The organism is Vibrio sp. IB15, assembly GCF_016406055.1.
Taxonomy (GTDB): Bacteria; Pseudomonadota; Gammaproteobacteria; order Enterobacterales; family Vibrionaceae; genus Vibrio; species Vibrio chagasii.
The window spans coordinates 43,115-67,607 of sequence record NZ_JAEFCE010000025.1; the positions used below are offsets into that span (position 1 = coordinate 43,115).

General features: G+C 43.9%; 21 protein-coding genes. 12 read left to right on the forward strand and 9 right to left on the reverse strand.

Annotated features, from left to right (window positions below):
* Positions 1–4: 4 nt before the first annotated feature.
* The gene (locus JC606_RS11430; RefSeq protein ID WP_137407532.1) at positions 5–721 is read left to right on the forward strand and encodes a 3'-5' exonuclease; all 717 of its coding nucleotides are present in this window, start codon (positions 5–7) and stop codon (positions 719–721) included.
* Between the two features lie 76 nt (positions 722–797).
* On the opposite strand, the gene JC606_RS11435 is transcribed toward JC606_RS11430, so the two are convergent.
* Entirely contained in the window at positions 798–1,490 is a 693-nt protein-coding gene (locus JC606_RS11435) for an MOSC domain-containing protein (RefSeq protein ID WP_198778626.1), read from the reverse strand.
* Positions 1,491–1,555: 65 nt separating this feature from the next.
* On the reverse strand, positions 1,556–1,798 hold the full coding sequence (locus JC606_RS11440; RefSeq protein ID WP_105059333.1) for a hypothetical protein: 243 nt from the start codon (positions 1,796–1,798) through the stop codon (positions 1,556–1,558).
* An 87-nt stretch (positions 1,799–1,885) separates the two neighbouring features.
* Here JC606_RS11440 and JC606_RS11445 point away from each other — a divergent pair, with 87 nt between their 5' ends.
* Positions 1,886–2,698: an AraC family transcriptional regulator gene (locus JC606_RS11445; protein ID WP_137407534.1), complete on the forward strand. Its 813-nt coding sequence runs from the start codon at positions 1,886–1,888 to the stop codon at positions 2,696–2,698.
* Between the two features lie 85 nt (positions 2,699–2,783).
* On the opposite strand, the gene serC is transcribed toward JC606_RS11445, so the two are convergent.
* On the reverse strand, positions 2,784–3,878 hold the full coding sequence (gene serC / locus JC606_RS11450) for a 3-phosphoserine/phosphohydroxythreonine transaminase (RefSeq protein WP_198778627.1): 1,095 nt from the start codon (positions 3,876–3,878) through the stop codon (positions 2,784–2,786).
* 163 nt (positions 3,879–4,041) lie between these two features.
* On the reverse strand, positions 4,042–5,304 hold the full coding sequence (locus tag JC606_RS11455) for a DUF945 family protein (protein WP_198778628.1): 1,263 nt from the start codon (positions 5,302–5,304) through the stop codon (positions 4,042–4,044).
* A gap of 184 nt (positions 5,305–5,488) precedes the next feature.
* Here JC606_RS11455 and JC606_RS11460 point away from each other — a divergent pair, with 184 nt between their 5' ends.
* The 3 genes from JC606_RS11460 (at position 5,489) to JC606_RS11470 (ending at position 8,767) form a co-directional block, all read left to right on the forward strand.
* Positions 5,489–7,441 carry an ATP-binding protein gene (locus JC606_RS11460; protein ID WP_198778629.1) on the forward strand — a complete coding sequence of 651 codons (1,953 nt, stop codon included), beginning with the start codon at positions 5,489–5,491 and terminating at the stop codon, positions 7,439–7,441.
* Entirely contained in the window at positions 7,434–7,931 is a 498-nt protein-coding gene (locus JC606_RS11465) for a response regulator (protein ID WP_137407538.1), read from the forward strand. The genes JC606_RS11460 and JC606_RS11465 overlap by 8 nt, the downstream gene beginning before the upstream one ends.
* A 293-nt stretch (positions 7,932–8,224) precedes the next feature.
* On the forward strand, positions 8,225–8,767 hold the full coding sequence (locus JC606_RS11470) for a hypothetical protein (protein WP_004741569.1): 543 nt from the start codon (positions 8,225–8,227) through the stop codon (positions 8,765–8,767).
* 140 nt (positions 8,768–8,907) lie between these two features.
* Here the strand turns inward: JC606_RS11470 and JC606_RS11475 are convergent, their stop codons facing one another.
* Positions 8,908–9,489 (reverse strand): TfoX/Sxy family DNA transformation protein, encoded by a 582-nt coding sequence (locus JC606_RS11475; protein ID WP_004741568.1) that lies wholly within the window; start codon positions 9,487–9,489, stop codon positions 8,908–8,910.
* 356 nt (positions 9,490–9,845) lie between these two features.
* On the opposite strand from JC606_RS11475, the gene JC606_RS11480 reads away from it, so the two are divergent.
* From JC606_RS11480 to JC606_RS11500, 5 genes are all read left to right on the forward strand, one after another.
* On the forward strand, positions 9,846–10,766 hold the full coding sequence (locus JC606_RS11480; RefSeq protein WP_102424829.1) for an HDOD domain-containing protein: 921 nt from the start codon (positions 9,846–9,848) through the stop codon (positions 10,764–10,766).
* A gap of 39 nt (positions 10,767–10,805) precedes the next feature.
* Positions 10,806–11,711, forward strand: a complete 906-nt coding sequence (locus JC606_RS11485; protein ID WP_137407539.1) for a lysine exporter LysO family protein — start codon at positions 10,806–10,808, stop codon at positions 11,709–11,711.
* A gap of 174 nt (positions 11,712–11,885) precedes the next feature.
* A complete protein-coding gene (locus tag JC606_RS11490; protein ID WP_008224391.1) occupies positions 11,886–12,413 on the forward strand; it encodes a hypothetical protein in 528 nt (175 codons plus the stop codon).
* Positions 12,414–12,531: 118 nt separating this feature from the next.
* Positions 12,532–14,175, forward strand: coding sequence for a pyridoxal-dependent aspartate 1-decarboxylase PanP (panP, locus tag JC606_RS11495; RefSeq protein WP_198778630.1), 1,644 nt, complete (start codon positions 12,532–12,534; stop codon positions 14,173–14,175).
* A 360-nt stretch (positions 14,176–14,535) separates the two neighbouring features.
* Positions 14,536–15,390, forward strand: coding sequence for a MurR/RpiR family transcriptional regulator (locus tag JC606_RS11500; RefSeq protein WP_004734686.1), 855 nt, complete (start codon positions 14,536–14,538; stop codon positions 15,388–15,390).
* A 90-nt stretch (positions 15,391–15,480) separates the two neighbouring features.
* On the opposite strand, the gene JC606_RS11505 is transcribed toward JC606_RS11500, so the two are convergent.
* Positions 15,481–16,773 (reverse strand): iron-containing alcohol dehydrogenase, encoded by a 1,293-nt coding sequence (locus tag JC606_RS11505; RefSeq protein WP_198778631.1) that lies wholly within the window; start codon positions 16,771–16,773, stop codon positions 15,481–15,483.
* Between the two features lie 525 nt (positions 16,774–17,298).
* Between JC606_RS11505 and JC606_RS11510 the strand changes: the two genes are divergently transcribed.
* Both JC606_RS11510 and JC606_RS11515 read left to right on the forward strand, forming a co-directional pair.
* On the forward strand, positions 17,299–17,562 hold the full coding sequence (locus JC606_RS11510) for a GrxA family glutaredoxin (RefSeq protein ID WP_004741562.1): 264 nt from the start codon (positions 17,299–17,301) through the stop codon (positions 17,560–17,562).
* A gap of 242 nt (positions 17,563–17,804) precedes the next feature.
* Positions 17,805–19,487 carry an aspartate:alanine antiporter gene (locus JC606_RS11515; protein WP_137409192.1) on the forward strand — a complete coding sequence of 561 codons (1,683 nt, stop codon included), beginning with the start codon at positions 17,805–17,807 and terminating at the stop codon, positions 19,485–19,487.
* A 243-nt stretch (positions 19,488–19,730) separates the two neighbouring features.
* Here JC606_RS11515 and fabV read toward each other — a convergent pair whose 3' ends face one another.
* The 3 genes from fabV to JC606_RS11530 form a co-directional block, all read right to left on the reverse strand.
* Positions 19,731–20,933 carry an enoyl-ACP reductase FabV gene (fabV, locus tag JC606_RS11520; protein WP_137409168.1) on the reverse strand — a complete coding sequence of 401 codons (1,203 nt, stop codon included), beginning with the start codon at positions 20,931–20,933 and terminating at the stop codon, positions 19,731–19,733.
* 209 nt (positions 20,934–21,142) lie between these two features.
* A complete protein-coding gene (locus tag JC606_RS11525; RefSeq protein WP_137409167.1) occupies positions 21,143–23,425 on the reverse strand; it encodes an acyl-CoA dehydrogenase in 2,283 nt (760 codons plus the stop codon).
* A gap of 56 nt (positions 23,426–23,481) precedes the next feature.
* A complete protein-coding gene (locus tag JC606_RS11530) occupies positions 23,482–24,111 on the reverse strand; it encodes a TetR/AcrR family transcriptional regulator (RefSeq protein WP_061031656.1) in 630 nt (209 codons plus the stop codon).
* Positions 24,112–24,493 lie beyond the last annotated feature (382 nt).

Sequence of the window (24,493 nt, forward strand, 5' to 3'; positions counted from 1 at the left end):
GCCTATGAACAAACTATTCAGATCACCAGCGGTCGATTGGCCATTTAAGTTTGCTCAAAAGCTTGAACGTGCCCAGGATGAACGCTTAAAACAGTTCTACAACCAACCGCTTCCTGCGCCTGACACACCACTCTCAGAGGTGATGTTCTTAGCATTGGATTTCGAAACAACCGGTTTGAACCCTTCCAAAGACGGGATCATCACCATAGGTTTGGTGCCATTTACTCTTAACCGAATCTACCTTCGACAAGCAAGGCACTGGACACTGCGTCCGAGGCAGAAGCTAGAGGAAGAATCAGTGGTAATCCACGGCATTACCCACAATGACATCATCGATGCACCAGATCTTGATGAAGTGTTGGATGAAGTATTACAAGCGATGGCTGGCCATATTCCCGTTGTTCACTACCGCCGTATTGAGCGAGATTTCTTAAACAACGCATTGAAAGTGCGATTGAATGAAGGCATCGAGTTTCCGGTGCTGGACACGTTAGAGATTGAGTCTCAGATCCAGAACAAACTGGCTGGCGGCCTATGGAATAAATTAAAAGGTAAGAAGCCTGGTTCGGTTCGACTAGGGCAAAGCCGTCGTCGATACCACCTACCCGACTACACGCCACATCATGCACTTACTGATGCGATTGCAACCGCAGAGTTGCTTCAAGCACAGGTTGCTCATCACTTTTCGCCTGATATGCCGCTGAAGAGTTTCTGGTTGTAACGGCACTTACAACGCTCATCACTATTAAAAAGCCCGCGATATCTCAATAGCGGGCTTTCTCTATCTAACTACTGGTTTATACCGCTGTCGGTCCAACCAAGCGCATTTCCCAATCTTCGACTTTGCCCGTTTCGAGGCGACGAGCAACAAGCGCTCCCCAAGACTCAACCAATGGCAATGCCGTCATTTGGCTTAATAAGTCTTTATCTAAGCTACCGGTAAAAACGGCACCCATGATACGAGCAAGCGACCAGTCAGGATAAGGACGCTCGCACAGTATAATCTCATCACCTGCACCGATCTCGCCCTCTTCTAACACTCGGAAATACCAACCGGTTCTGAGTGTGTCTTGCAGCCTTTTTGCCATATCGTGTTGGTCAAAACGCACATTGAGCTTCCAACAAGGCATACGCCCTTGCGATACTTCCAACAAAGTAGACCCAATACGGATTTTATCTTTTAAGCAAATCGATTGTTCGGTCACGCCGCTTGAGCTGATGTTCTCTCCAAACGCGCCAGCTGATTGAAAAACACCTTTGTCGCTCAACTCCTGTTGCCAAACTGGGTAATGTTCGCTTGGGTAGATATGAAGGGCTTTCTGAATGCCGCCATGGAAACGCGGATCACCTTGCTCATCATTGGTAAAACCCAGCTCCGTTGCGTGTTGACGATCCAACAATACTTGCTTGTTGATGGCACTTTTTGCACCATGTGCGAAAGCGACTGTTTTGCCTACCAATACATTGTTTACCACGCCTAACTTCTTCATATCTCTCCCTTCTTGTCTCAATCTTATTGTTCTTTCTGCGAGAATATTGTCTTCCACGAGCAGTACTATCGCTCGCCTAATGATCTAAATATCGGAATCGCCGCCAACACTTCAATACTCTGGTCGGTGCTTTTGAGGTAGCGAGTCTCACTATCAGAAGCCAACACATGACGCTGATAGCCCTCTTCGATTGGAAACTTAGCTAATACAGTATCGAGTGATGTTTCACACTTTCTGCGGTCGATATTCTCAATATCAACTTTAAACAAAAGCTGGTTTTGTTTGGATATCTCTACTTGAAAGCGCATGCTCGTATCCTCTCGGCTTCATTCTATTTGTCGAGCATGATAGCCTAGGGTCGCTCCGTCAGAATAGGGACATAAGGACACTTAACCATGCTAACCCGCCAAATCGATTCTCGTACTGGAGTGGTCACCTCCAACAAGATGATGGTCGCCAATCCGAACTCGCCCGCGCTCGTTAAGACTATCGACATGCCGAAAGGTTACATCGATGCGATGCATCAACACACATGGCATCAAGTGATCTTTCCACTCAAAGGTTTGCTACAAACTCAAACAGAACACTATCAACACCTTGTGCCGCACACATCAGCTTTATTTGTACCTGCCGGTATTTCACATGAATCTATTGCATTGAGTCATACCACGTTTGTTGGCATTTACCTTAACCCAGCCTTTGGAACTAAGTATGAGCCCGAGGTTCGAACCATTGCACTTACTCCCTTTCTAAACGAGCTATTACAAGAAATTCGCAGACAGTGTGAAGGATTGGTGAGCGATGAAGAAGTGTCTCGCCTACTGTCCGTATTGCACGACCAAATAATGAAAGACAACGTACAGACATTTCAGTTGTTATTGCCACAAGACAGGCGTTTGAAGTTGATATTTGAAGCCCTCACTGATGAGCCAAATTTAGATTTGTCGCTCAAAGCGTGGGGAGAAAAAGTAGGCGCATCCGAGCGAACCTTGTCGCGTTTATTTTCAAAGGAGTTCAACACCTCATTCCAGCTGTGGCGTCAACAAATACGACTGATTTACTCCTTATCCCTGCTAGACGAAGATAACTCGATACAAAGCATTGCTGATCAAGTGGGTTATCAAAACGATTCCTCTTACATCAAAGCCTTCAAAGCGACTTTTGATGTCACGCCACAGCAGTTTCGTTTGAACAGTAAAAGAAGATAGTCAGGGTTACAGATAAGTGTTTGCGAAACTAAAAAAAGAGGAGCCGTTCGCTCCTCTTTTAATCGTTTAATATCAGTTAGGCAGATTAAGCGTACTTCTCTTCGAAATCTTTCATGAAGCTTACAAGCGCTTGTACACCTTCTAAAGACATCGCATTGTAAAGCGATGCTCTCATGCCGCCTACAGCTCGGTGACCTTTCAGTGACTTAAGACCAGCCGCGTCAGCCAATTCTAAGAACTTCGCATCTAGCTCAGGTTTCGCAAGTTGGAACGGTACGTTCATTCTTGAACGGTTTGTTGCGTGCACTTCGTTCTTATAGAAATCAGAATCATCGATCGCATTGTAAAGTAGTGCTGCTTTTTCTTGGTTAACACGCTCCATCGCTTCAACACCGCCTTGAGCCTTCAACCATTTGAAAACAAGACCAGACAAGTACCAAGCGTAAGTTGGTGGCGTGTTGAACATAGAGTCTTTTTCAGCCAGCACTTTGTAGTTAAGAATGCTTGGCAATACGTCATTTGCAAGATCAAGCAGATCATCACGTACGATAGCGATACAGATACCCGCAGGGCCAATGTTCTTCTGTGCACCGGCGTAGATAACACCATATTGAGACACATCGATCTTACGAGACAAGATGTTAGATGACATATCCGCAACAATAGGCTTGTCGGTTTGTGGTAGCTCGCTGATCTCAATGCCATCGATGGTTTCATTCGGACAGAAGTGAACATAAGCCGCTTCAGGATCGATCTTCCAGTCTTTTGCTGGAACCACAGCCGCTTTACTATCGACTGTCGTTTTTGCATTGAACACATCGATTTCACAGTACTTACTTGCTTCCGTAACTGCGCTTTCAGCCCAGTAGCCCGCATCAATGTAAGTCGCTTTTGTTGCATCGCCAAGAAGGTTTAAAGGCACAGCAGCGAATTGAGCACGAGCGCCCCCCTGACAGAACAGAACTTTGTAGTTGTCTGGGATGTTCAGAAGATCACGTAGGTCTTGCTCAGACTCATCAGCAACTTTAATAAATTCTTTGCTGCGATGGCTGATTTCCATAACGGAAGTGCCTAAACCGTTCCAATCAATGAAGTCAGCTTGTGCTTGTTTCATTACTGGCTTAGGCAGAGCCGCTGGGCCAGCACTAAAATTGAATACGTTATCTAATGTAAGTTCCATGGGGATGATTGCTCCTGCTAAATAATAACTATGCAAGTAATACCATGTTTTACTCAACATAAAAACAACAAAAGAGGTCTTATGACCTCTTTTGTTTCGTACAGTACAAAATCTTTAACTTAATGCGCTAAATTGCCCTATGAGTATTCTTGCCTACTCAGTTTTATTGAACAAAAGCCGGCATAAGTAGTGCAATTAGTGGAATTTCTTGTCCGTTTTCAAACACTAGGTTTCCATTTTTTAGGTCAGCACTGATTTCGTAACCCTTGTCTGTTTCTTTGATCATTTCCATCACGATCAACTCATCAATACTTTCGCGAATAAACGGGTACTCTTCTACCAGTCCGTTTGAAAAGCTCGAGTGGAGGTTACCCGTTAGTGCTGGCATGATCATTGAAGGTTCACTGCTGATGTTTTCTGTACCTTCAGGAACACTCACTAACCACTTCGATTCAAACTGGCCTTTGCCTAACTCTAATGACATGTTGTTCATTGAAAGGTCGAAGCCCTTAGCAAACAGAATGTCGATGAATGGGATGATCTCAGCAACGTCTTCTTGTGTCAGAACAGGATTAGACTGGTAAATCTCAAAGATTTTCTCGAACGACTCACTGTCGAGTTTCGACATTTCGAAATCAACGTTTAAGTTGTTCACTTGCCCTTCGCTCGTCTCGATATTAGCGATATACAGTTTAAGGTTGCTGCGTAGACGCTTAGTTGCTTCATCTAGGTGAGATTCAAAGTCATAGGTTGAGTTCTCGATAGTCATAAATGGCTGCATTGCCGAATCTGAAATCAAGAAACTATCAATCGTGAAGTTCTGCGTGCCTAGCCAGTAACCTTTAGCTTGTTGGCCTGAACCCGTACCTTTCAGGTTTGACAGTGTCACCTCTTCACCCGTTTCAAAATCGATTTGAACAGAAGGGATAGAAAGCTGGTAATCCACTTGGCCCAACACAGTCGCATGACCTGTAAGGTTAGATTTAGTGATAGACACCGAGGTGCCATTCTCATCAGTACCTTGATGATTGAATTGGCTTAGCTCGAAGTCGAAATCCGTATTGCCGTTCAGCTCTGTGCTCGTCGTTAAAGTCAGTGGCAGGATGTCTGCATTATCTAACGTCGAAACAGCGTTAAGGCTAACCAAACCATGGCTAACCGCACTATTAACGACAAACTCACTTGGTAAGCCATCAATCGCAAGTTGTTCTTTTAAGTTTTCATCCGTCACAGTGATGCGAGTGGTTACGTTAGAAGAAAGGTAACCTCTATCGTACTCAACGATCTCAGCTTGAATGCTCGAATTGTTAAGTTTTGCAACGCCATCAGTAATCGCATTTTGTCCAATTTGCCCAACCGCTAGAGGCCAACAAAGAGCCAATGAGATTGCGCCGCCAATTGCGCCAATTTTTCTTAACTGTTCCATGAGTTCTCTTTCTACATGTGTTTGTTTTTTTTCAGTCTAACCCATCAGTCGCAAACAAGAAACATTGAGTTAAATCAGTCTATTGCTCGATACTTCAAATCACTCAGCAAATTAACGGCTAGCTCTCATCCTTAATCAACAGTTCTTGCTAGGCTAGAAGCGTTGCGACTACTAAGGGGAAACTGTGAATCAATACGCTGTTATCTGTTTGGACAATAATCCAGTTAGCATCGAGCGCATCCGTACGGAATTAGCTCAGTTGTCTCGTGTGTTCGATATCTACACCGCCGAGAACATTGAAGATGCGCACCACGCATTGGAAGACATCCACGACAATCATCAAACCGTTGCTTTGGTGATCACTCACCATCACTCTCATTTCAATGGTGTGCAGTTTCTAATTGAGCTCGAGCAGTTACCTCATAGTAATACAGCGAGAACCATACTCGTCAGTGCATCGTCAGACATTCAATCCATTCTAACTGCGCTAAACGAAGGCAGACTTAATCACTGCTTAACCAAACCGGTTCAAGATCAGGTTCTCTTCAAGTCAGCACAAAAGGAACTGACCTCTTTCGTTATCCAATACGACTCTGAAAACCTGTTGTCTTATAGTGATGCGTTAGATCAACAGCGCTTATTAAGAGCACACATAGACCAAAAGATTCAATCTTTTCAATCTTTTCAATCAGGTTTTATTCACGATTACCACCAGCTCTCAGACAATGCGCTCGCTGAACGTGTCTTCAATGCCTTGCAAGAGGTCTTCTCTAAAGATGACAAGACCAGAGCGATTCGCGATTACTCACCAGAGCATTTGTTAACGGTTGAAGGAGAAGATAATCGCTTCTTGTGGTTGATCATTGAGGGTGAAGTCGCTCTCTACAAGAAAGATGAATTAGGACAGCAGCGAGAGGTCGTGCGTCACTCTAAAGGCAACATCGTTGGTGGAATGTCATTTGTGACGGGCGAGCCTTCTTTCTCTACAGGGATCACTTTGACACCAACTCGAGTCATTAAGCTAGATAAAGAGAGTTTTGCTCAGGTGATGCATTCCAATAATACTTTGCTGCCTTTGTTTACTAACCTACTGCTCCGTCATTTTAATCGCCGCTTACAACGTAGTATCACCAACAAAATCAAGCTTCAACAAACACTTGAATCATTGGAGTCTGCACACCAGCAATTGATTGAAAAAGAGAAAATGGCCATGCTTGGGCAACTTGTCGCTGGTGTCGCGCATGAGCTTAATAACCCCATAGCGGCAATTATGAGAAGTATTAAAACGCTATCAGAGCATCTAGACCAGATACTCGAGAACCTCGCAGTTCCCGAATCCAATAAAGGAACAGAGGTGCTGGCGTGTTCAAAATTAGCCAAACCGCTCTCCACTTCTCAGGAGAGACAACTGGTAAAACATTTAGCATCGACCATAGATGATCGTGCCCTAGCAAAAAAAGCGGTGAGATTGAATTTAAGCCAAGATGCTAAGGTTTTAGAGACCCTAAAAGAGTCCCCTGTTGCGGGTAAAGAGTTACTCAACGACTTAGAGCATTACCATTACGTCGGCAACTCTATCCGATCCATTCAAGTTTGTAGCAAGCGCATTGCCGACATGGTTAAGAGCCTAAAAAGCTATGCACGTGAAGACGATGAGCTTCGCCATTACACAGACATACACGAAGGCATCGAAGACACTTTGGTGATCTTTGAAAACCGCTTAAAACACCATCAACTTGAAAAGAACTACGACACCAGCTTACCCCCTTTGCTCTGCCAATCACTGGCGTTGCAACAAGTCTGGACCAACCTTCTTTCTAACGCACTCGATGCCATTCTAGAGCGAGGCAAGGTTTCTATCTCCACTTCACAACAGACTAAAGACAATCAAACGTTTCTAGTGGTGCAGATATCAGACACTGGCATCGGAATCGCTAAAGAAAACATTAATTCTATTTTCAACCCTAATTTCACGACCAAAAAAGAAGGTAACTTCGGTTTAGGGATTGGGTTATCTATTTCTCAACAGATTGTTTCGGCCCATCAAGGATTTATTTTGGTGGAGTCTGAGGTTGGAACCCACACTCACATGCAAGTATGGCTGCCGTTCAAACAAGAAGGAGCACCTCATGAATAAGTACTTAATTTTATGTGTCGATGATGAACCAGAAGTGCTCAATAGTGTGCTTCAAGATTTAGCCGTGTTTGAAGAAAACTTTATCGTTGAGGGCGCTGAATCGGTCGATGAAGCAAAACAAGTCATCAAAGAGATGGAGCAGGACGGCATTAAGCTCGCTTTGATCTTATGCGACCACATAATGCCGGAAAAAACAGGTATCGATTTTCTTATCGAACTTAACCAACACGACTCTACAAAGCCAACACGCAAGCTGCTGCTCACCGGGCAAGCCGGGCTTGAAGATACGGTAACTGCCATTAATAACGCGGCCCTCGATTTCTATATATCCAAACCTTGGCAAGGCGACCAACTCAGAGACACCATAACTCAGCAGCTGACCGACTATGTGATTGCCAATGATAAACAACTACTGAATTGGACTTCGGTTCTAGATACAGAGCGCATCCTTACCTCGATGGCAAATAAGCGCACAAGCTTTGGAGAGTAATGCTTCCGATTAACATTTGAAGGGCAATGAGATAAACAGCAGTCAATATAAGACACGAACAGACACATATAAAATCTGGATGATTCACTTGTCCAACTTTCTCATTTGCCCCAAAACATGAGATCTCCGTAGCAGACTGACCCTTAATTTGATTATTTTTTAACTAAATGATTAAGGATTTACATTTTAATGGATTACTTTTCCGTGAGTTAGATTAAACTGTCTCGATGTTTATGGTTTGTCGATTTCTCTCAAACCAAAGGAATTAACACTAATAAAGGTTTACGGTCGTTATGCGCAAAATACTACTTACTACCGCTATGCTGTTGGCTTCGAGCCAAGCGCTAGCTGTCGAAGAACAACCACAAGTAATGAGCAACTTCAGCTACGATTACTTCGAAGCACGTATCGGTGCTAGCCCTGTTACATTTGGTGGCGCGTTCAGTAAGTCAATCCACCCGAATGCTCACGCAATTGCGCGCATTGATTCAGAATTTGAAAGTGATTTCGACTCTGCTGTTGGTCTTGGTTTCCACGCTCCAATTAACAACTGGGCAGACCTTACAGGTGAAATGCTAGCGCGCATCGTTCAGCCTGAACACACAAGCTCTACTGACATTGGTATGGAAGTTAACATTGGTGTTCGCCAATGGCTTGGTCCACAACTAGAAGTTGGTGGTAAAGGTGGTTACGTGTCTATCGATGACAACGATGATTGGATCGGTTCTGTTTACGCACGTTTCCACTCTACAGAGCTATTCTCTATTGGCGCTGAAGCTCGTATCAACGACTTCTACGGTGATCAGCTAATGTTCACAGCTCGCTTCAAGTACTAATACTTAGCTGACGAGTTCGAACCTTTGGGTTCCAAGAGAATACTTAGCCTCTTTCGTTGAGAAAGAAACAAAAAAACCGAGGATTTATTCCTCGGTTTTTATTTATAAACTGTAACTTCAAGCATATAAGGACGACTTCTTTAGTGGCAGCTCTTTAGTAATTGCTGCTTGCGTGGTTCTTGTAATAGTTTCCAGTGGATACCATCAATCGCACCCGCGAATTTCCAAAGTAGTTTTAGGTCAACATCGTTTCCGTACGCTTTGCGAACCTTATTAAATACTTCTGGTGCGCCTAACTGCATAAACATAGAAACATCGTCGACACCCGCCTTTTTCACCATGCGCTCTAACGTAAGCTGCATGTTAGGAAGATCTCTTAATCTACGGCTAGCAGATGACTTCTTGAAGCTGCGCTGCTGAATTGAATTATCGATAGAAGTACGAATAATGCTATCCAATTCAGGATGTTCGCATGTGAACAGGTCAGTAATATCGTAGTAATTTACGGTTGCTGTTGTCTGTTTTTTCACATGGCGATACTTTTCACAATCAAGATCTGCCAGTTTTTTATCTAATGACTTACCACCTCTAATGAATAAACAACCTTCACTCAATAAGGCAAACATAGCGTCATTTTGAAAGAGGCCAATACCTCCGAACATAGAACGTTTTTGATGCTCACCAAATTGATTCACGTAATTAATAAATGCTGTCTCGGTCATATCCGTTGATCCTTAATCAAATTACCCCGATTAGGTTGATCACCAGACAAGCAGCTTTTTATGCGAAAATTTTGAATCTAATTTTTATTGTTTAGGTGAATATTATAGTTGCGTTTTTCACCTTTAAATAAATGATACTTCGAAAAGAAAAATAAGTCTGGACTTAGTTCACATCAATCAATTGTGTATTCCGTTTTTTCATGATTAACATCACACAAAGCTATCATTCCGTGATTGAATTTTGACGTTTGATGATACACCGGTTCAATATTTAAAAGCTCGTGTGGACCGATCAGTATTGCCTCGCAGCACTGTGGCTTGTAAAATGGTAGGACATACATGTTTTTACTTTTTATATGAATCATTTATCGTTTTTCTGGCTACCACAAAACAAGGCGCTTCTTCTTAAGGGCCTAGAATCAGAATTTGCCCAACTTGTTGGACATTCCATCTCAGCGGGAAAAATAACCCTTCCTCCTATCCCTAACGTTGTACTTAAAATCCAAAAACTTTGTACTCTGGAATCGACTGGGATAGCCGAGGTTGCCGAGTGCTTGCTTGAAGATCCAGGCCTTACAGCCATCGTCATTCGAGTTGCAAACTCGGTTGTCTTCAACAGACGCAACATCACCTGTGTCGACATTATGACGGCCGTTTCACGCCTGGGCATATTGCGTGTTCGTGACATCGTGACTGCACAAGCGATCGAACAACTCAAGCACTCAGTTGATTTAAATAAAGAGTGTAACCAGCTATTGATTCAAAGCGCTTCTGTCTCAAAAGAGTTAGGCGCAACCATGGTACTTGTGACCAATGGCTTTAAAGAGATCGCTCCTGCTGAATATCGCTACCTTGAACATGAAAAGTCTTTGCTAGTTGGTTTGTTAGCCGATATTGGGCTGTTCTGCCTAGTAAGCGAGTACCACCTATACCTTGAAAACGGTAACTACCTCGACCACGATATCGCGCTTCAGATTTTCCAGGGCCAATGTTCAGCCACCAGCAAGCTAGTACTCAAGCGTTGGGGCTTCGACAGCGACTTCATTGACGTGTGCAGCAACACCATCAACAAACAAGAAGAACGTGAAGTTTCTTACTTAGATATCGCACGTATTGCTAACCACCTACTGATGTTCAGAAACAAGGATGAGAACATCGATGATCACGAAGTTGAGCTCAACGTGACAGGTGCAGAAGTGCTTTATAATCTAAGCAACTTGAGTAAACATGATTTTAATGCAAAGCTAAACGACGTGATCAACGCTAGTGGCTTCTAAGTCATAGAAAAAGTTGAAGTAATTGCAATAGAGGAAAACATGTTTACAGGGATGATCTTCATATTTGCTCCACTTGTTGTGGGGTATCTATTTTCAATTTCAAACACCCAAACGCTAGAATTCATTAACCGCTCTACATCGCGTTTGATCTATGTAATTCTAGCGCTGATGGGATTAAGCCTTGCCGCGCTTGATAATCTTGGTAACAACCTACAGACAATCCTTCTTTACACAGTCACTTTCTTTGTCTGCTTGAGTGTTTGTAACCTGATGGCATTGCCCGCGATAGACAAAGTACTGCCACTCAAAACAAACAGTAGTCAAAAGAAGCTGCCCCTTTCTTCGATGGCAATGGAGTCTGCCAAACTCATTTTGGTTGTCGGCTCAGGCCTTATCGCAGGACTCGTTCTGCCTATCAGCCTTCATTGGGTCGATACAGCGAGTGAGTGGATTCTATTCGTTCTTCTATTCTTCATTGGCATCCAGCTGCGAAACAGCGGGCTGACCCTGAGACAAATCTTGCTCAACAAGCATGGCATGGTCATCGCTGTCACGATAATTATCACCTCTATGTTAGGCGGTGTTATCGCTGCTTACTTGCTGGATATTCCCCTGTTTAAAGCGCTAGCCATGTCTTCTGGTTTTGGCTGGTACTCTTTGGCTGGAATACTAATGGGCGATGCGTTTGGTCCGGTCTACGGCGGAGCATCATTCATGCTTGAGCTACTGAGAGAGCTTGTCGCGTTAGTTCTGATTCCAGTGCTCATTCGAAACTATCCATGTACGTCTATTGGTTATGCCGGAGCTACCGCCATGGACTTCACTTTGCCTGTCATTCAAACAACAGGCGGCGTTCGCTGTGTGCCTATCGCGATTGTTAGTGGATTTATATTAAGTCTACTCGTGCCCATTTTGATGTTGTTCTTTGTATCTCTTGCTAACTAGATCGCAGGAATAGCGATCGATTTAGATTAGAATGCATCTCGAATACCAACGCCCAAGATACCGATACAGTTACCCAAATAAAAAGACACTAAGTGTCATTGCTCAACAAAGAATGATCACGGTAACCTGTAACGACAAAGTAATAACAAGAATAAACTTACAAAAGGACCCGCTATGAAACGCCTTTGCGTCGCATTACTGCTAGCTTCAACTTCTACTTTCTCTTTTGCAGCAGATTCAATGTCTGAAACAAACCAGTGCCAAGCGAAAAAATACGATGCTTACATCGACGCCTCTCTAAATTGGTACGCCGATCTTGCTGAACTCACCTCAGAGCAATACCCAGAGCTAACAGAAGTCAGCGAGTGGTTCCTTGAAGGCCGTAAGCACCACTTCGAGCTAAATCGTGCAGCGGTACACTACTACTTGGTAAACGACTCAAGCAAAGTAGCTACAGAGCAACCTGTTGAAGGTTGGCTGCAACTTGAGCAACATGACATTAAAACGCTATCACAGCGCGATGATGAACTAGGCAAGGTAGCAAAAACGACGTTCGACGACCGTCAATCAAAGCCTCACGCTCAAAACTACGAGCTGCGTTCTGCGTTTGCAGAGCTACTTAGCCACCCTAAACAGATCGATACAGCACTGCAGCGTTACAACACGTCTATTGCTGAACTTGAAGCGATTAAATGTAAGTAACCCCTCATTTAATAGGCTTTTATGAGAAGTTGGATTTCATAATTAAGACGGGACATTGTTCCCGTTTTCGTTTAGATTGTCCCGCTCGCGTCAATATTAGAAAAATAACTCGCTTGCTATGGTTACGGAACAAAAAACAGCAGATGTTAGCTTCGACAGTCTTCTACGTATCTTCACGGTACCTGAAGGCCCAGATTCAACACTCACTCAAATTGAAGACAAACTTTCACGAAACCTGAATCAATTCTTACGTGAACATATCGTGGCTGAAGAAAAGCCACTGCGTGAAATTGAGAAAGATTTTTCAAATGCTCATATCCCAGAGCAGCCTGAGTTTGTTTCTGAACATACTGAGCATCTCCTCGATTCTCTTGTATCGCACTCGGTTCATACGTCTTCACCAAGCTTCATTGGTCACATGACGTCTGCCCTGCCTTACTTCTTGATGCCGCTTTCTAAAATCATGATTGCGCTGAATCAGAACCTAGTAAAAATCGAGACTTCAAAAGCTTTCACTCCTTTAGAACGTCAGGTTCTAGGTATGCTTCATCGCTTAATCTATCAAGATGATGACGCGTTCTATTCTCGTTGGATGCACAGTGCAAATCACTCATTAGGGGCGTTTTGCTCTGGTGGTACTATCGCGAACATTACTGCGCTTTGGGTCGCACGTAACAATGCACTAAAAGCACAGGGCTCGTTCAAAGGTGTCGAGAAAGAAGGCTTATTCAAAGCCATGAAACACTACGACTACGAAGGCCTAGCCATCTTAGTCTCTGAACGTGGTCACTACTCCCTGAAAAAAGCCGCTGACGTACTGGGTATTGGTCAGGAAGGTCTTGTATCAGTTAAAACAGATAACGACAATCGCATTTGTACTGACGACCTACGACTGAAGATCGAGCAGCTCAAGCAGAACAAGATTAAGCCTTTCGCCGTTATCGGTGTGGCAGGTACAACGGAAACCGGTAATATCGACCCACTAAGAGATATTGCAGAAGTATGTGCCGAGTCTGACTGCCACTTCCACGTGGATGCAGCTTGGGGCGGCGCGACTTTGATGTCTAACAATCATCGCCACCTACTTGATGGTATTGAGCTTGCTGATTCTGTCACTATCGACGCTCACAAGCAGCTTTACATCCCTATGGGTGCTGGCATGGTTCTGTTTAAGAAACCAGACGCAATGACTGCGATTGAGCACCACGCTCAATATATCCTACGTAAGGGTTCTAAAGACTTAGGTAGCCATACATTGGAAGGCTCTCGCTCAGGTATGGCGATGCTGGTTTATGCTGCAATGCACATCATCAGTCGTCCAGGCTATGAACTGCTGATCGATCAAAGCATCAACAAAGCGCGTTACTTTGCCGACCTGATCAAAGAACAAAGTGATTTCGAACTGGTATCTGAACCAGAGCTTTGCTTACTGACCTACCGCTACGTTCCTGAAGTGGTAAAAGCAGCCCTGCTTAAAGCAGATCCTGAACAGCGTGTAGAGTTGAACGAACTTCAGAACGAACTGACTAAGTTTATCCAGAAGAAACAGCGTGAAACAGGCAAATCGTTTGTATCTCGTACTCGCCTAAACCCTGAAGCGTGGGCTCATCAGCCAATCATCGTTTTCCGCGTAGTATTGGCTAACCCGCTAACGGGCAATGAGATTCTTTCTTCAGTACTTGAAGAACAGCGTGAAATTTCAAAACTGGCACCAAACTTAATGGGTAAAATCACTCAGTTAGTTACGCAAATAAACGCATAGCCATTCAATTTTAGTTGCATCAAATTGAAAATTTATTTCTTTTTGATGTAACTTATCTGTCAGTTCATACTCAAATCGCATTCTTTTTGCTCAAAGCCTCTTCCAATTCTGTACTTTTCTAAAATTTTGTTGAGGCCTGTCATATTCTTAAGCATTCATCCCGTGTTTTTGTATTAGTAAATAGTATGTTGGGTTTATACTGATTCTATGGTGCTAGTTAGCTTGATATCTATTTGATACAGCAGTAATTACAACACCCAACATTGCGTTGGTATTGTGTTTACTGAAATTTGTTTCAGCCATACCCCCTGGTAAAAAGATATTAACTAGCAAGTTGTTCTCTATACCCTTGTGAACACTATGAATACATTAGAAAAAATACAAAAAAACCTGGAAAATTTCAGCAAGTCTGAGCGTAAAGTAGCCGAAGTAATTATGGCTTCCCCTCAAACTGCAATCCATTCTAGCATTGCTACCTTAGCTAAAATGGCTGACGTAAGTGAGCCTACAGTTAACCGCTTCTGTCGTCGTTTAGACACAAAGGGCTTTCCTGACTTTAAACTTCACCTAGCTCAAAGCTTGGCGAACGGTACACCTTATGTGAACCGTAATGTTGAAGAAGATGATGGTCCAGATGCTTATACGCATAAAATCTTTGAATCAACTATGGCATGTCTAGACGTTGCGAAAAACAGTCTAGATGCGATGCAAGTGAACCGTGCGGTTGACTTGTTGACTCAAGCAAAACGCATTTCGTTCTTCGGACTAGGTGCCTCTTCTGCCGTAGCGAAAGACGCTCAAAACAAGTTTATTCGTTTTAATATCCCAATCACGTGTTTTGAAGATATCGTGATGCAACGCATGAGCTGTATTAACTGCAGCGATAACGACGTTATCGTTCTTATCTCTCACACAGGCCGCACGAAGAGCCAAGTTGAGATTGCGAACCTAGCTCGTGAAAACGGCGCAACGGTTATCGCTATCACAGCGAAAGACTCTCCACTTGATAAGGCAAGCTCACTGTCTATCTCATTGGATGTGCCAGAAGATACTGACGTTTACATGCCAATGGCAAGCCGCGTTGTGCAAATGACGGTTATCGATGTATTAGCAACTGGCTTTACATTGCGTCGTGGCTCAGGTTTCAGAGAAAATCTAAAGCGTGTCAAAGAGTCACTTCGTGATTCACGCTACGAGAAATACTCTCAGTTCTAACCCCAAAGATTAGAATTAAAAAACGGAGCCAAGTGCTCCGTTTTTATTTATCTACGTCTTCAATAGTGTCATGGCCATTTACCAATACTATTAAATGGTCCAGCTGTTCCCCTTCTCCACCACACTATTCTCTGAGGCATAAGAGTTGATGATCGTGAAACTCGACTCCACCATTGAAGACTCTTCATCTTGGTGCTTCAACGCCTCGGCACCTCTGCGCTCGCCACAATCACACTTCTCGAAAACCTGCTGCAGAATATGAATTAAACGCTCTTGATTCAATGGCAATGGATTCCCTTTAATAGCAACCGACTTAAGTGCATCAGCCGATACCTCTTCGAATTGCGCTTCACAAACACCAAACTCTAATAGACTTGGTAGCTTAAGCGTATCGAGTACTTCTGATAACCACTGAATGGCATCCTCTGCCGAGGCTTGTGCTTTGCCCGTGACTATTTGAGCAACCCTTTGATAGCGCTCTAAAATATCGCTTCTTTGATGCTCCCTCGCGACCTCAATATTCTCTAGCATCACAAATGGGGCTAACCGAGCAGTAATCACGCTGTGTGGAGCCGATATCTTTCCGCCCAATGCAGACGCTAAACCATGCGCTGCACCTAGCTTGGCGTTGGTGATTGCCATACCACCAAGCATGGAAGCAAATGCCAGATCAGAGCGTGCTTGCGGTTCATCATAAACACACGCTTGCACCACGGAACCGCTGAGCTTACGCAACCCTTCTTCACAGATCATATCCGTCAATGGGTTTGGGTCTCCGCATACATAGGCTTCCATCAAGTGAGTAAAGGCATCCATTGCGCCGCGCCCTGACAAGTATAGGTTAGTACCATAAGTCAAAGTCGGGTCGACAATCGCTACGTCAGCCAGCATGTCTGGGCTTCTTAAGCTTATCTTTACTTGGTCTTGCCCTGATTTAAGCACTGCGTTCTTGGTGACTTCAGCACCAGTACTCGCAGTTGTGGGAATGGCAACAAAAGGCAGTGGTTTGGTTTTGAGAGGCACATTACGTCCAACCACTTCAACATAGTCATAGAGATTGCCTTGGTTAGGTAGTACGGCTGCTAACGCTTTCCCCATATCTATCGCACTGCCGCCGCCCATAGCAATCACCATATCTGGCTTAAATCGTCGTGCAGATATCGCGGCCTCTTCGACCATTTTGATATTAGGCTCGCCAGTAACTGCGATGTGTTGATAGCGCATGCTTTGAGCATCTAGATAATCGGTGACAATGGATGTGCGCTCTAATGTGCTACCTGTCACCAACAGTACGCTGTAACCGTATTGATTGAAGAGAGACAATGAAGCGGAAAGTGCTCCATCACCAAAGATGATCTTTGTAGATGTCATAAATTGAAACATGGTGCCTCCTGCGCCTATGACCAAACAAAACTGCGAACTCTTGGTTGTTGGAATGTTGCCTTTGTACCTTGTGCCCGTTTTAAAAAAGGCTCATTAAGAAAACGACTCTCGTTGTCAGCCCACACGTCTAAAGGTAATGCTTCGTGGGTTATGTATTAACGTTCTAACCTTTATCGTTTAATTTTCGTCAATCAGTCATAAGATGCCTCGTTCTAATCGCAATTTTTTTGACGCGGTGCAACTTGTCGCGCTAAAGGTGCATTAAAGTCGCTTTCTTAGGGGTAATTCACACTCTGATAATAAGGGTACTTAGACTTGATACTGACCAAAAATTCGAGCGGATCGCTTTTGTGAACATTATTTGCTCTGATAGGCAAAACCTATTGTATTAAGAGGTAATTCCATCTTTATTTCCCTAAAGCATTAGGGCATAGTTGGATTCAAGAATTTTTGAGTCTTGTTCAATTAAGAATAGTTGACGTATTTTCGGTTAACGAGCCTCATCCCGTATTTAGGAGAAATGAAATGTTTGTAGTTATTTTTGGTCGCCCAGCTTGCCCATTCTGTGTTCGTGCAAAAGAGCACGCAGAAACTCTTAAAGCAAAACGTGATGACTTCAACTACCGTTATGTTGACATTCACGCTGAAGGCATCAGCAAAGCAGACCTAGAGAAGACTGTTGGTAAGCCAGTTGAAACTGTGCCACAAATCTTCATCGACCAAGACCACATCGGCGGCTGCACAGAATTTGAAGCATACGCAAAAGAAAACCTAGGTCTTTTCGACTAATCTAGATTTCAAACCTTGGGCTAAGCCCATAATCAGCTGAACATTTTTAGTGTCAGACTGTAAGATTTCTATTAAGCCCGCTTATTAAAGCGGGTTTTTTTTATAGCCAGTTTTCATGCGATATAAGAATCTGGTCAAAATCAAGTAAAAAGGGAAAATATCACTTATAATTTATTTATATTTAGATACAATCCACATTTCAAACTTACCCTGTTTTTCACGCCTATTATTGAGCGACCACTGTGAATATCGACGTTGTTTTTCTGCTAGAACAAAACCCCATTCTCCTCATCTTTGTTGTTTTATCGATTGGTTTGGCCATTGGTAAAATTCGTTTCGGTAGCCTGCAACTTGGTAATTCAATCGGTGTTCTGATTACTTCCCTTGTGATGGGTCACCTTGGTTTCTCATTTAACGCAGATGCCCTAACCATCGGCTTTATGCTGTTCATCTACTGTGTCGGTATTGAAGCAGGGCCGAACTTCTTTGGTATCTTTTTCCGAGATGGCAAACACTACCTGATCTTAAGTTTAGTGGTGCTCTCTACCGCTATAGCGCTGACTTACTTCTGTAGCGAATACTTAGGTCTTGGTTTCGGACTTTCTGCCGGCATGATGGCTGGTGCCCTGACCGCAACACCTATCTTGGTAGGTGCGCAGGACGCACTCAACTCAGGGCTTGCTGAAGTGCCAAGAAACATGGATTTAAGCCTGATTATCGAAAACCTCTCGGTCGGTTACGCGATGGCTTATCTAGTCGGCCTTATCAGTATGATTATGTTTGCCCGTCTGATTCCAAAACTTCAGAAAGTGAACCTACATGACTCAGCTGAACAAATTGCTCAGGAACGTGGCTTAGGTGCATCAGGACAGCGCAAGGTTTACCTGCCAATCATTCGTGCTTATCGTGTTGGTCAAGAGCTGATCTCTTGGACAGACGGCAAAAACTTACGTGAACTGGGTATCTACCGCCAAACGGGTTGTTATATCGAACGTATTCGCCGTAATGGCATTCTTGCCCACCCAGATGGTGATGCCATTCTGCAGGAAGGTGATGAGATCGCATTGGTTGGTTTCCCAGATAGTCACGCACGTCTGGATCCAAGCTTCCGTAACGGCAAAGAGGTGTTCGACCGTAACCTTTTGGACTTACGTATTGTCGAAGAAGAAATCGTCGTTAAAAGCGATAGTATTGCAGGTAAACGTCTTTCAGATTTAAACCTATCTGAATATGGCTGTTTCCTTAACCGCGTAGTGCGAGCTCAGATTGAAATGCCGATGGACTTAAACATCGTGCTTGCTAAAGGTGATGTACTTCAGGTGAGTGGTGAGAAGAGTCGTGTTCACGGCCTAGCAGAGAAAATTGGTTTCATCTCGATCCACAGCCAAATGGCGGATCTAATGGCTTTCTGTAGCTTCTTCATCTTGGGCATTCTATTTGGTTTGATCACCATGACATTTGGCCAGGTTTCATTTGGCTTAGGTAACGCGGTTGGTCTACTGCTATCAGGCATCATGTTAGGTTTCTTACGTGCAAACCACCCTACTTTTGGTTATGTACCTCAGGGTGCATTGAACATGGTCAAAGACCTCGGTTTGATGTTCTTTATGGTCGGTATCGGTTTAAGCGCCGGTGGTAAGATATTTGAGCACTTAACTCAAGTTGGTCCGCAGGTTATTGGTATTGCTCTGATCGTCAGTGTTATCCCAGTATTCTTCGCTTATTTAGTGGGCGCGTACATATTGAAAATGAACCGTGCACTGCTGTTTGGTGCCATCATCGGTGCACGAACCTGTGCTCCTGCAATGGACATCGTAAATGACCACGCTCGTTCTACAATTCCAGCACTGGGTTACGCGGGCACTTACGCGATAGCAAACATCTTGATGACTTTAGCCGGTACCTTCATCATCATTATCAGCTAGACACACATCGCTAAACGATTCATTTCTAATGCACTAATTCATCTGGGTTAGTGCATTTTTTATTGCTTGTTTTTAGCACTTCAAGCCTCCTTCCCCGCTCCTGCTCTTAGCTCTCTTCGCATCTCGAATCTCGCCACTCGCATCCCGAATCCGCTCTTAATCTTTTCGTATCCCGTATCTGCTTTTAAGACAAAAAAATAGGCGCTCAATGAGCGCCTATTCGTTTAGATTCGATAATTTGAATTAGATGTCAGCTACATCAAATTCAACAGCTGGGTTAACGTCAGCTTCGTAATCAACACCTTCAACACCGAAACCGAATAGCTTCAAGAACTCTTCTTTGTACTCAACGTAGTCAGTCAGTTCTTTTAGGTTTTCAGTTGTGATTTGAGGCCATAGGTTACGACAGTGTTCTTGAATGTCGTCACGCAGTTCTAGGTCATCCAGACGTAGACGGTTTACGTCATCAACTTCTGGAGCGCTACCGTCTTCTTTGTATAGACGCTGGCTGAACATACGGAAGATCTGCTCCATACAACCTTCGTGAATACCTTCTTCACGCATCTTCTTGAACACCATAGCGATGTAAAGAGGCATAACAGGGATTGCAGAGCTTGCTTGAGTCACAACAGACTTAAGAACAGCAACGTTTGCAGTACCGCCAGTTTGGCCTAGCTTCTCGTTCAGCGCTGTCGCTGCACGGTCTAGATCCATCTTAGCTTTACCTAGTGCGCCATCCCAGTAGATTGGCCACGTTAGTTCAGTACCAATGTAGCTGTAAGCAACCGTCTTACAACCGTCCGCTAGAACACCAGCTTCAGAAAGAGCATTGATCCAAAGCTCCCAATCTTCACCGCCCATTACAGTGACAGTGTCTTTGATCTCTTCTTCAGTTGCTGGCTCTACGCTTGCTTCGATGATTGTGTCTTTGTTCGTATCAACCGCAGTTGACGTGTACGTTTCACCGATAGGCTTTAGAGATGAACGAATTACTTCGCCAGTCTCTGGCATTTTACGCACTGGAGACGCCAGTGAGTATACAACCATATCGATTTGGCCTAGATCTTTTTTGATCAGGTCAATTGTTTTCTGTTTAGCTTCGTTAGAGAAAGCATCGCCATTCAGGCTTTTTGAATATAGGCCTTCTTCTTTAGCAAACTTGTCGAACGCTGCTGAGTTGTAGAAACCAGCTGTGCCAGGCTTTTTCTCAGTACCGGCTTTCTCAAAGAAAACACCGATAGTTGAAGCGCCGCCACCAAATGCAGCCGCAATACGTGAAGACAAGCCGTAGCCACTTGAAGAGCCAACAACTAGTACACGTTTAGGTGCGTTTGCGATTGGGCCTTGAGCTTTTGTGTAAGCAATTTGTTCTTTTACATTAGCTTCACAACCGACTGGATGTGTTGTAGTACAGATGAATCCGCGAATTCGAGGTTTGATGATCATATTCAACTTCCTTAAAAAATCAGGTTAAGGATAAAAGTTTCGTACGCAAATGGCATCTAATTTCTGTAAAAATGTGGTGAAAATGCAAGTGGTTGGAGCACTCAGTGATTATTTGCTGACTAAGTCACCATTTGTTAACGCCTCTATTGCGACTTCCACGACAAAAACAAAAAAAGCACCTTTTAAGGTGCCTTTTATTATTTCTTAATCTAAGCAACGCTATTTAGCTTAGGTTTTAACTCTTTTCGCGTCAAAGTTTCACTGTAATCGTGACTGAAGTGGTCAACTTGGATTGCAGCGTAGCGTAGTTTGTCTGCTGCAATGATTTGGTCAACTTCGTCTTGAGTCAGTACGTCTGCTGCCAGTGCTTGAGCAAGTTTGTCTTGCAGTAGACCTTTACGAGCAACTTTACCCTCTTTAACTGCTTTGAAGATCTTACGCTCAAGTGGTTTGATGCTGTACATCGCATTGAACGCATTTTCCATCAAGCCAACGCTATCGTCTTCTTCCTGACCGATGTAGCAAAGGTGAGTCAGGCGTTCACGGTGTGCTCCCGGAGTCATCAAGCTTTCAGCCAACTGGACTGTCAGATCATCGCTTGGTTTCTCGAAGTGGTTGCCCACAGGGAATATTAGGCCTTTAAGTACCTGACCAACGACCTTATTCGGGAAGTTACGGTACGCCTCTTGTAGGGCCTTTGCAGCATGGTGGAAACAATGCTGAACCGCGTAGTGTACATAGTCTAAGTCTGCTTGTTGACGACCTTCGTCTTCATACTTCTTAAGTGCCGCAGAAGCCATGTATAGGTAACTCAGACCATCACCTAAACGTGCAGAGATAAGCTCTTTACGTTTCAGTTCACCGCCCAGAGTTAGCATCGCGAAGTCTGCACTTACCGCTAATGCACGGCTTAGACGAGTCAGGTCTTGGTAGTAAGGCTTAGTTGGACCACTCATGTCCGCTTTAATAAACTTAGAGCCAGTCAATGCCGCACCGAACGCGCCAAATGTGTTCTTAGTTGCGTGACCAATATGCTTGAACAACAAGTCATCGAAGTCTTTCGCGCCTTGCTTCTCATCTGGATTAGCTGCCGCTTCCATCTCGCTCAATACGTATGGGTGACAACGTGTCGCACCTTGACCAAAGATCATCAGGTTACGAGTCAGGATGTTTGCACCTTCTACTGTGATTGCAACTGGGATACCTAGGTAAGGCGCTGCCAAGTAGTTCATTGGACCATCTTGAATTGCACGACCAGAGTGAATATCCATTGAATCATTCAGAATGGTACGTGCCATCTCTGTCATGTGGTATTTCGCGATAGCCGTTACGATGCCCGGTTTCTCTTTCATATCAAGCGATGTCGTTGTCAGAGTTCGTGTCGCTTCTAGTAGATACGTTAAACCACCAATGCGACCTAAGCTCTCTGCGACACCTTCGAACTTACCAATCGACATACCAAACTGCTTACGAACATATGCGTATGCACCTGTTGTTCTCGCCGTTAGGTGGCCCATCGCTGTACCTAGTGCTGGTAATGAGATACCACGACCCGCAGATAGACATTCCACTAGCATACGCCAGCCTTTACCTGCGTAATCCGCGCCACCGATTAACCATTCCATTGGAATGAATACATCATGACCACGTGTTGGACCGTTCATGAAAGCAAGACCTAGTGGGTCATGACGCTCACCAATCACAACGCCTTCATGGTCTGCTGGAATAAGCGCACACGTGATGCCGATATCTTCTTTATCACCCAACAGTTTTTCTGGATCGTGCAGTTTGAATGCTAGGCCAAGCACTGTTGCTACTGGTGCTAGCGTGATGTAACGCTTGTTCCAGTTAAGCTTGATACCTAAGGTCTCTTTACCTTCGTGCATACCCATACATACGGTACCAACATCAGGAATACCGCCTGCATCAGAACCCGCTTCTGGGCCTGTTAGTGCGAAACATGGGATATCTGTACCGTCAGCAAGACGTGGCAGCCAGTAATCTTTCTGTTCTTGAGTACCATAGTGAGATAGAAGCTCACCTGGACCCAGTGAGTTAGGAACCATTACAGAAACTGCGGCACTGATACTGCGAGTTGCGATCTTAGTAACAATCGTTGAGTTTGCGTGTGCCGAAAATTCGCGACCACCGTACTCTTTAGAAATGATCAACGAGAAGAAGCGTTCTTTTCGTAAGAAGTTCCAAACTTCCTTCGGAAGATCTCGATCTTCTTTCACAATCTGATGGTCATCAAGCATAGAAAGCAAGGTTTCTAGCTCATTGTCCATAAAAGACTGCTCTTCTGATGAAAGTTGAGGTTTCGGGTATTGGTGCAGCTTAGTGAAGTCTGGTTTACCAGAAAACAGCTCTCCGTCCCACCACACGCTACCCGCTTCCATCGCTTCTTTTTCAGTGCTAGATAGTGGTGGTAGTACTTTTTTAAAGAGTTTAAAAGCTGGGTCACTTACCCATTTTTGTCGTAGAGAGCTCATAGTTCAGATCCTTTTGTTCACTATATTGGTTGTGAATTTATTCGCTTTTTATTGTTTTATTCTTCTGCTGACATGCCAGCGGCCAAATATGGAATTAAAATATCGACCACTGCTTTGGCATCTATTTTCTTTCCGTAATCATTCTCTGCAATTTCTACGAGAGCCTGACTCGAAGCCATGGTGAATACACAGGTCCCGAGGGTGAAGTGCAAACGCCAAAATAACTGTTCTTTAGTGAGGTTCGGGTTAGCTTTCATTACTGAGCTAGTAAACAAAGTCAGCACTTCGCTATAACGAGTCGTAATGAACCAACGCAAATGCCCCTGTACGTCCGTGTAGCCTCTGCCGATAAGTAGCATGAATCGGCTGGTACCATTTGGCCTTACATCATTCAGTGCTCGTAGTGGCTGTCTTAGAGACTCAAACACATCACTCATAGAATACGTTTCGTTCAAGTTTAAGTTCACTAGTGCATCTTGCAGTGCAGGCATAAATGCTTCCAAGTAGCGATTGAGTACTGCACGAACCAGAGTTTTCTTGTCGCCAAAGTGGTAGTTCACTGAAGCTAGATTGACATTTGCTTTACCCGTAATGGTGCGTAAAGAGGTGTCATTAAAACCATGCTCAGCAAACAAGCCTTCAGCTACGTCTAAGATTTTGTCTTTGGTTGTACTTCTTGGTGCCATTTCAATCACTCGTATTAAACAACTGTTTGAAATATACGACGAGAACATTTATTTAACAAGCAAGCAACATCACATTTTCACAAATTGGTCGTACCAGTTAAAAAATATCGTCACTAACCGATTGAATCGCGGGAGATTTAAGAAAAAAGTAAAATTTAATGAATTTTCTGGGAACTGATTCAGAAATGGAGAGTCATAAATTATGTAGAAAACAGAGTATTTAGAAGTTTAACAGGCCGTCAAACTTGCTGTTCTCCCTGCTTTCTTAATTACCGCATTTTCCTTATTAACTCCTATACTTGTATCCGCCCAAACCACGTTGGTTTGGGCTTTTTTTTGGTTCATCGCGGATTAGCGGGAACTAAAAACAAAAACGGTAGTA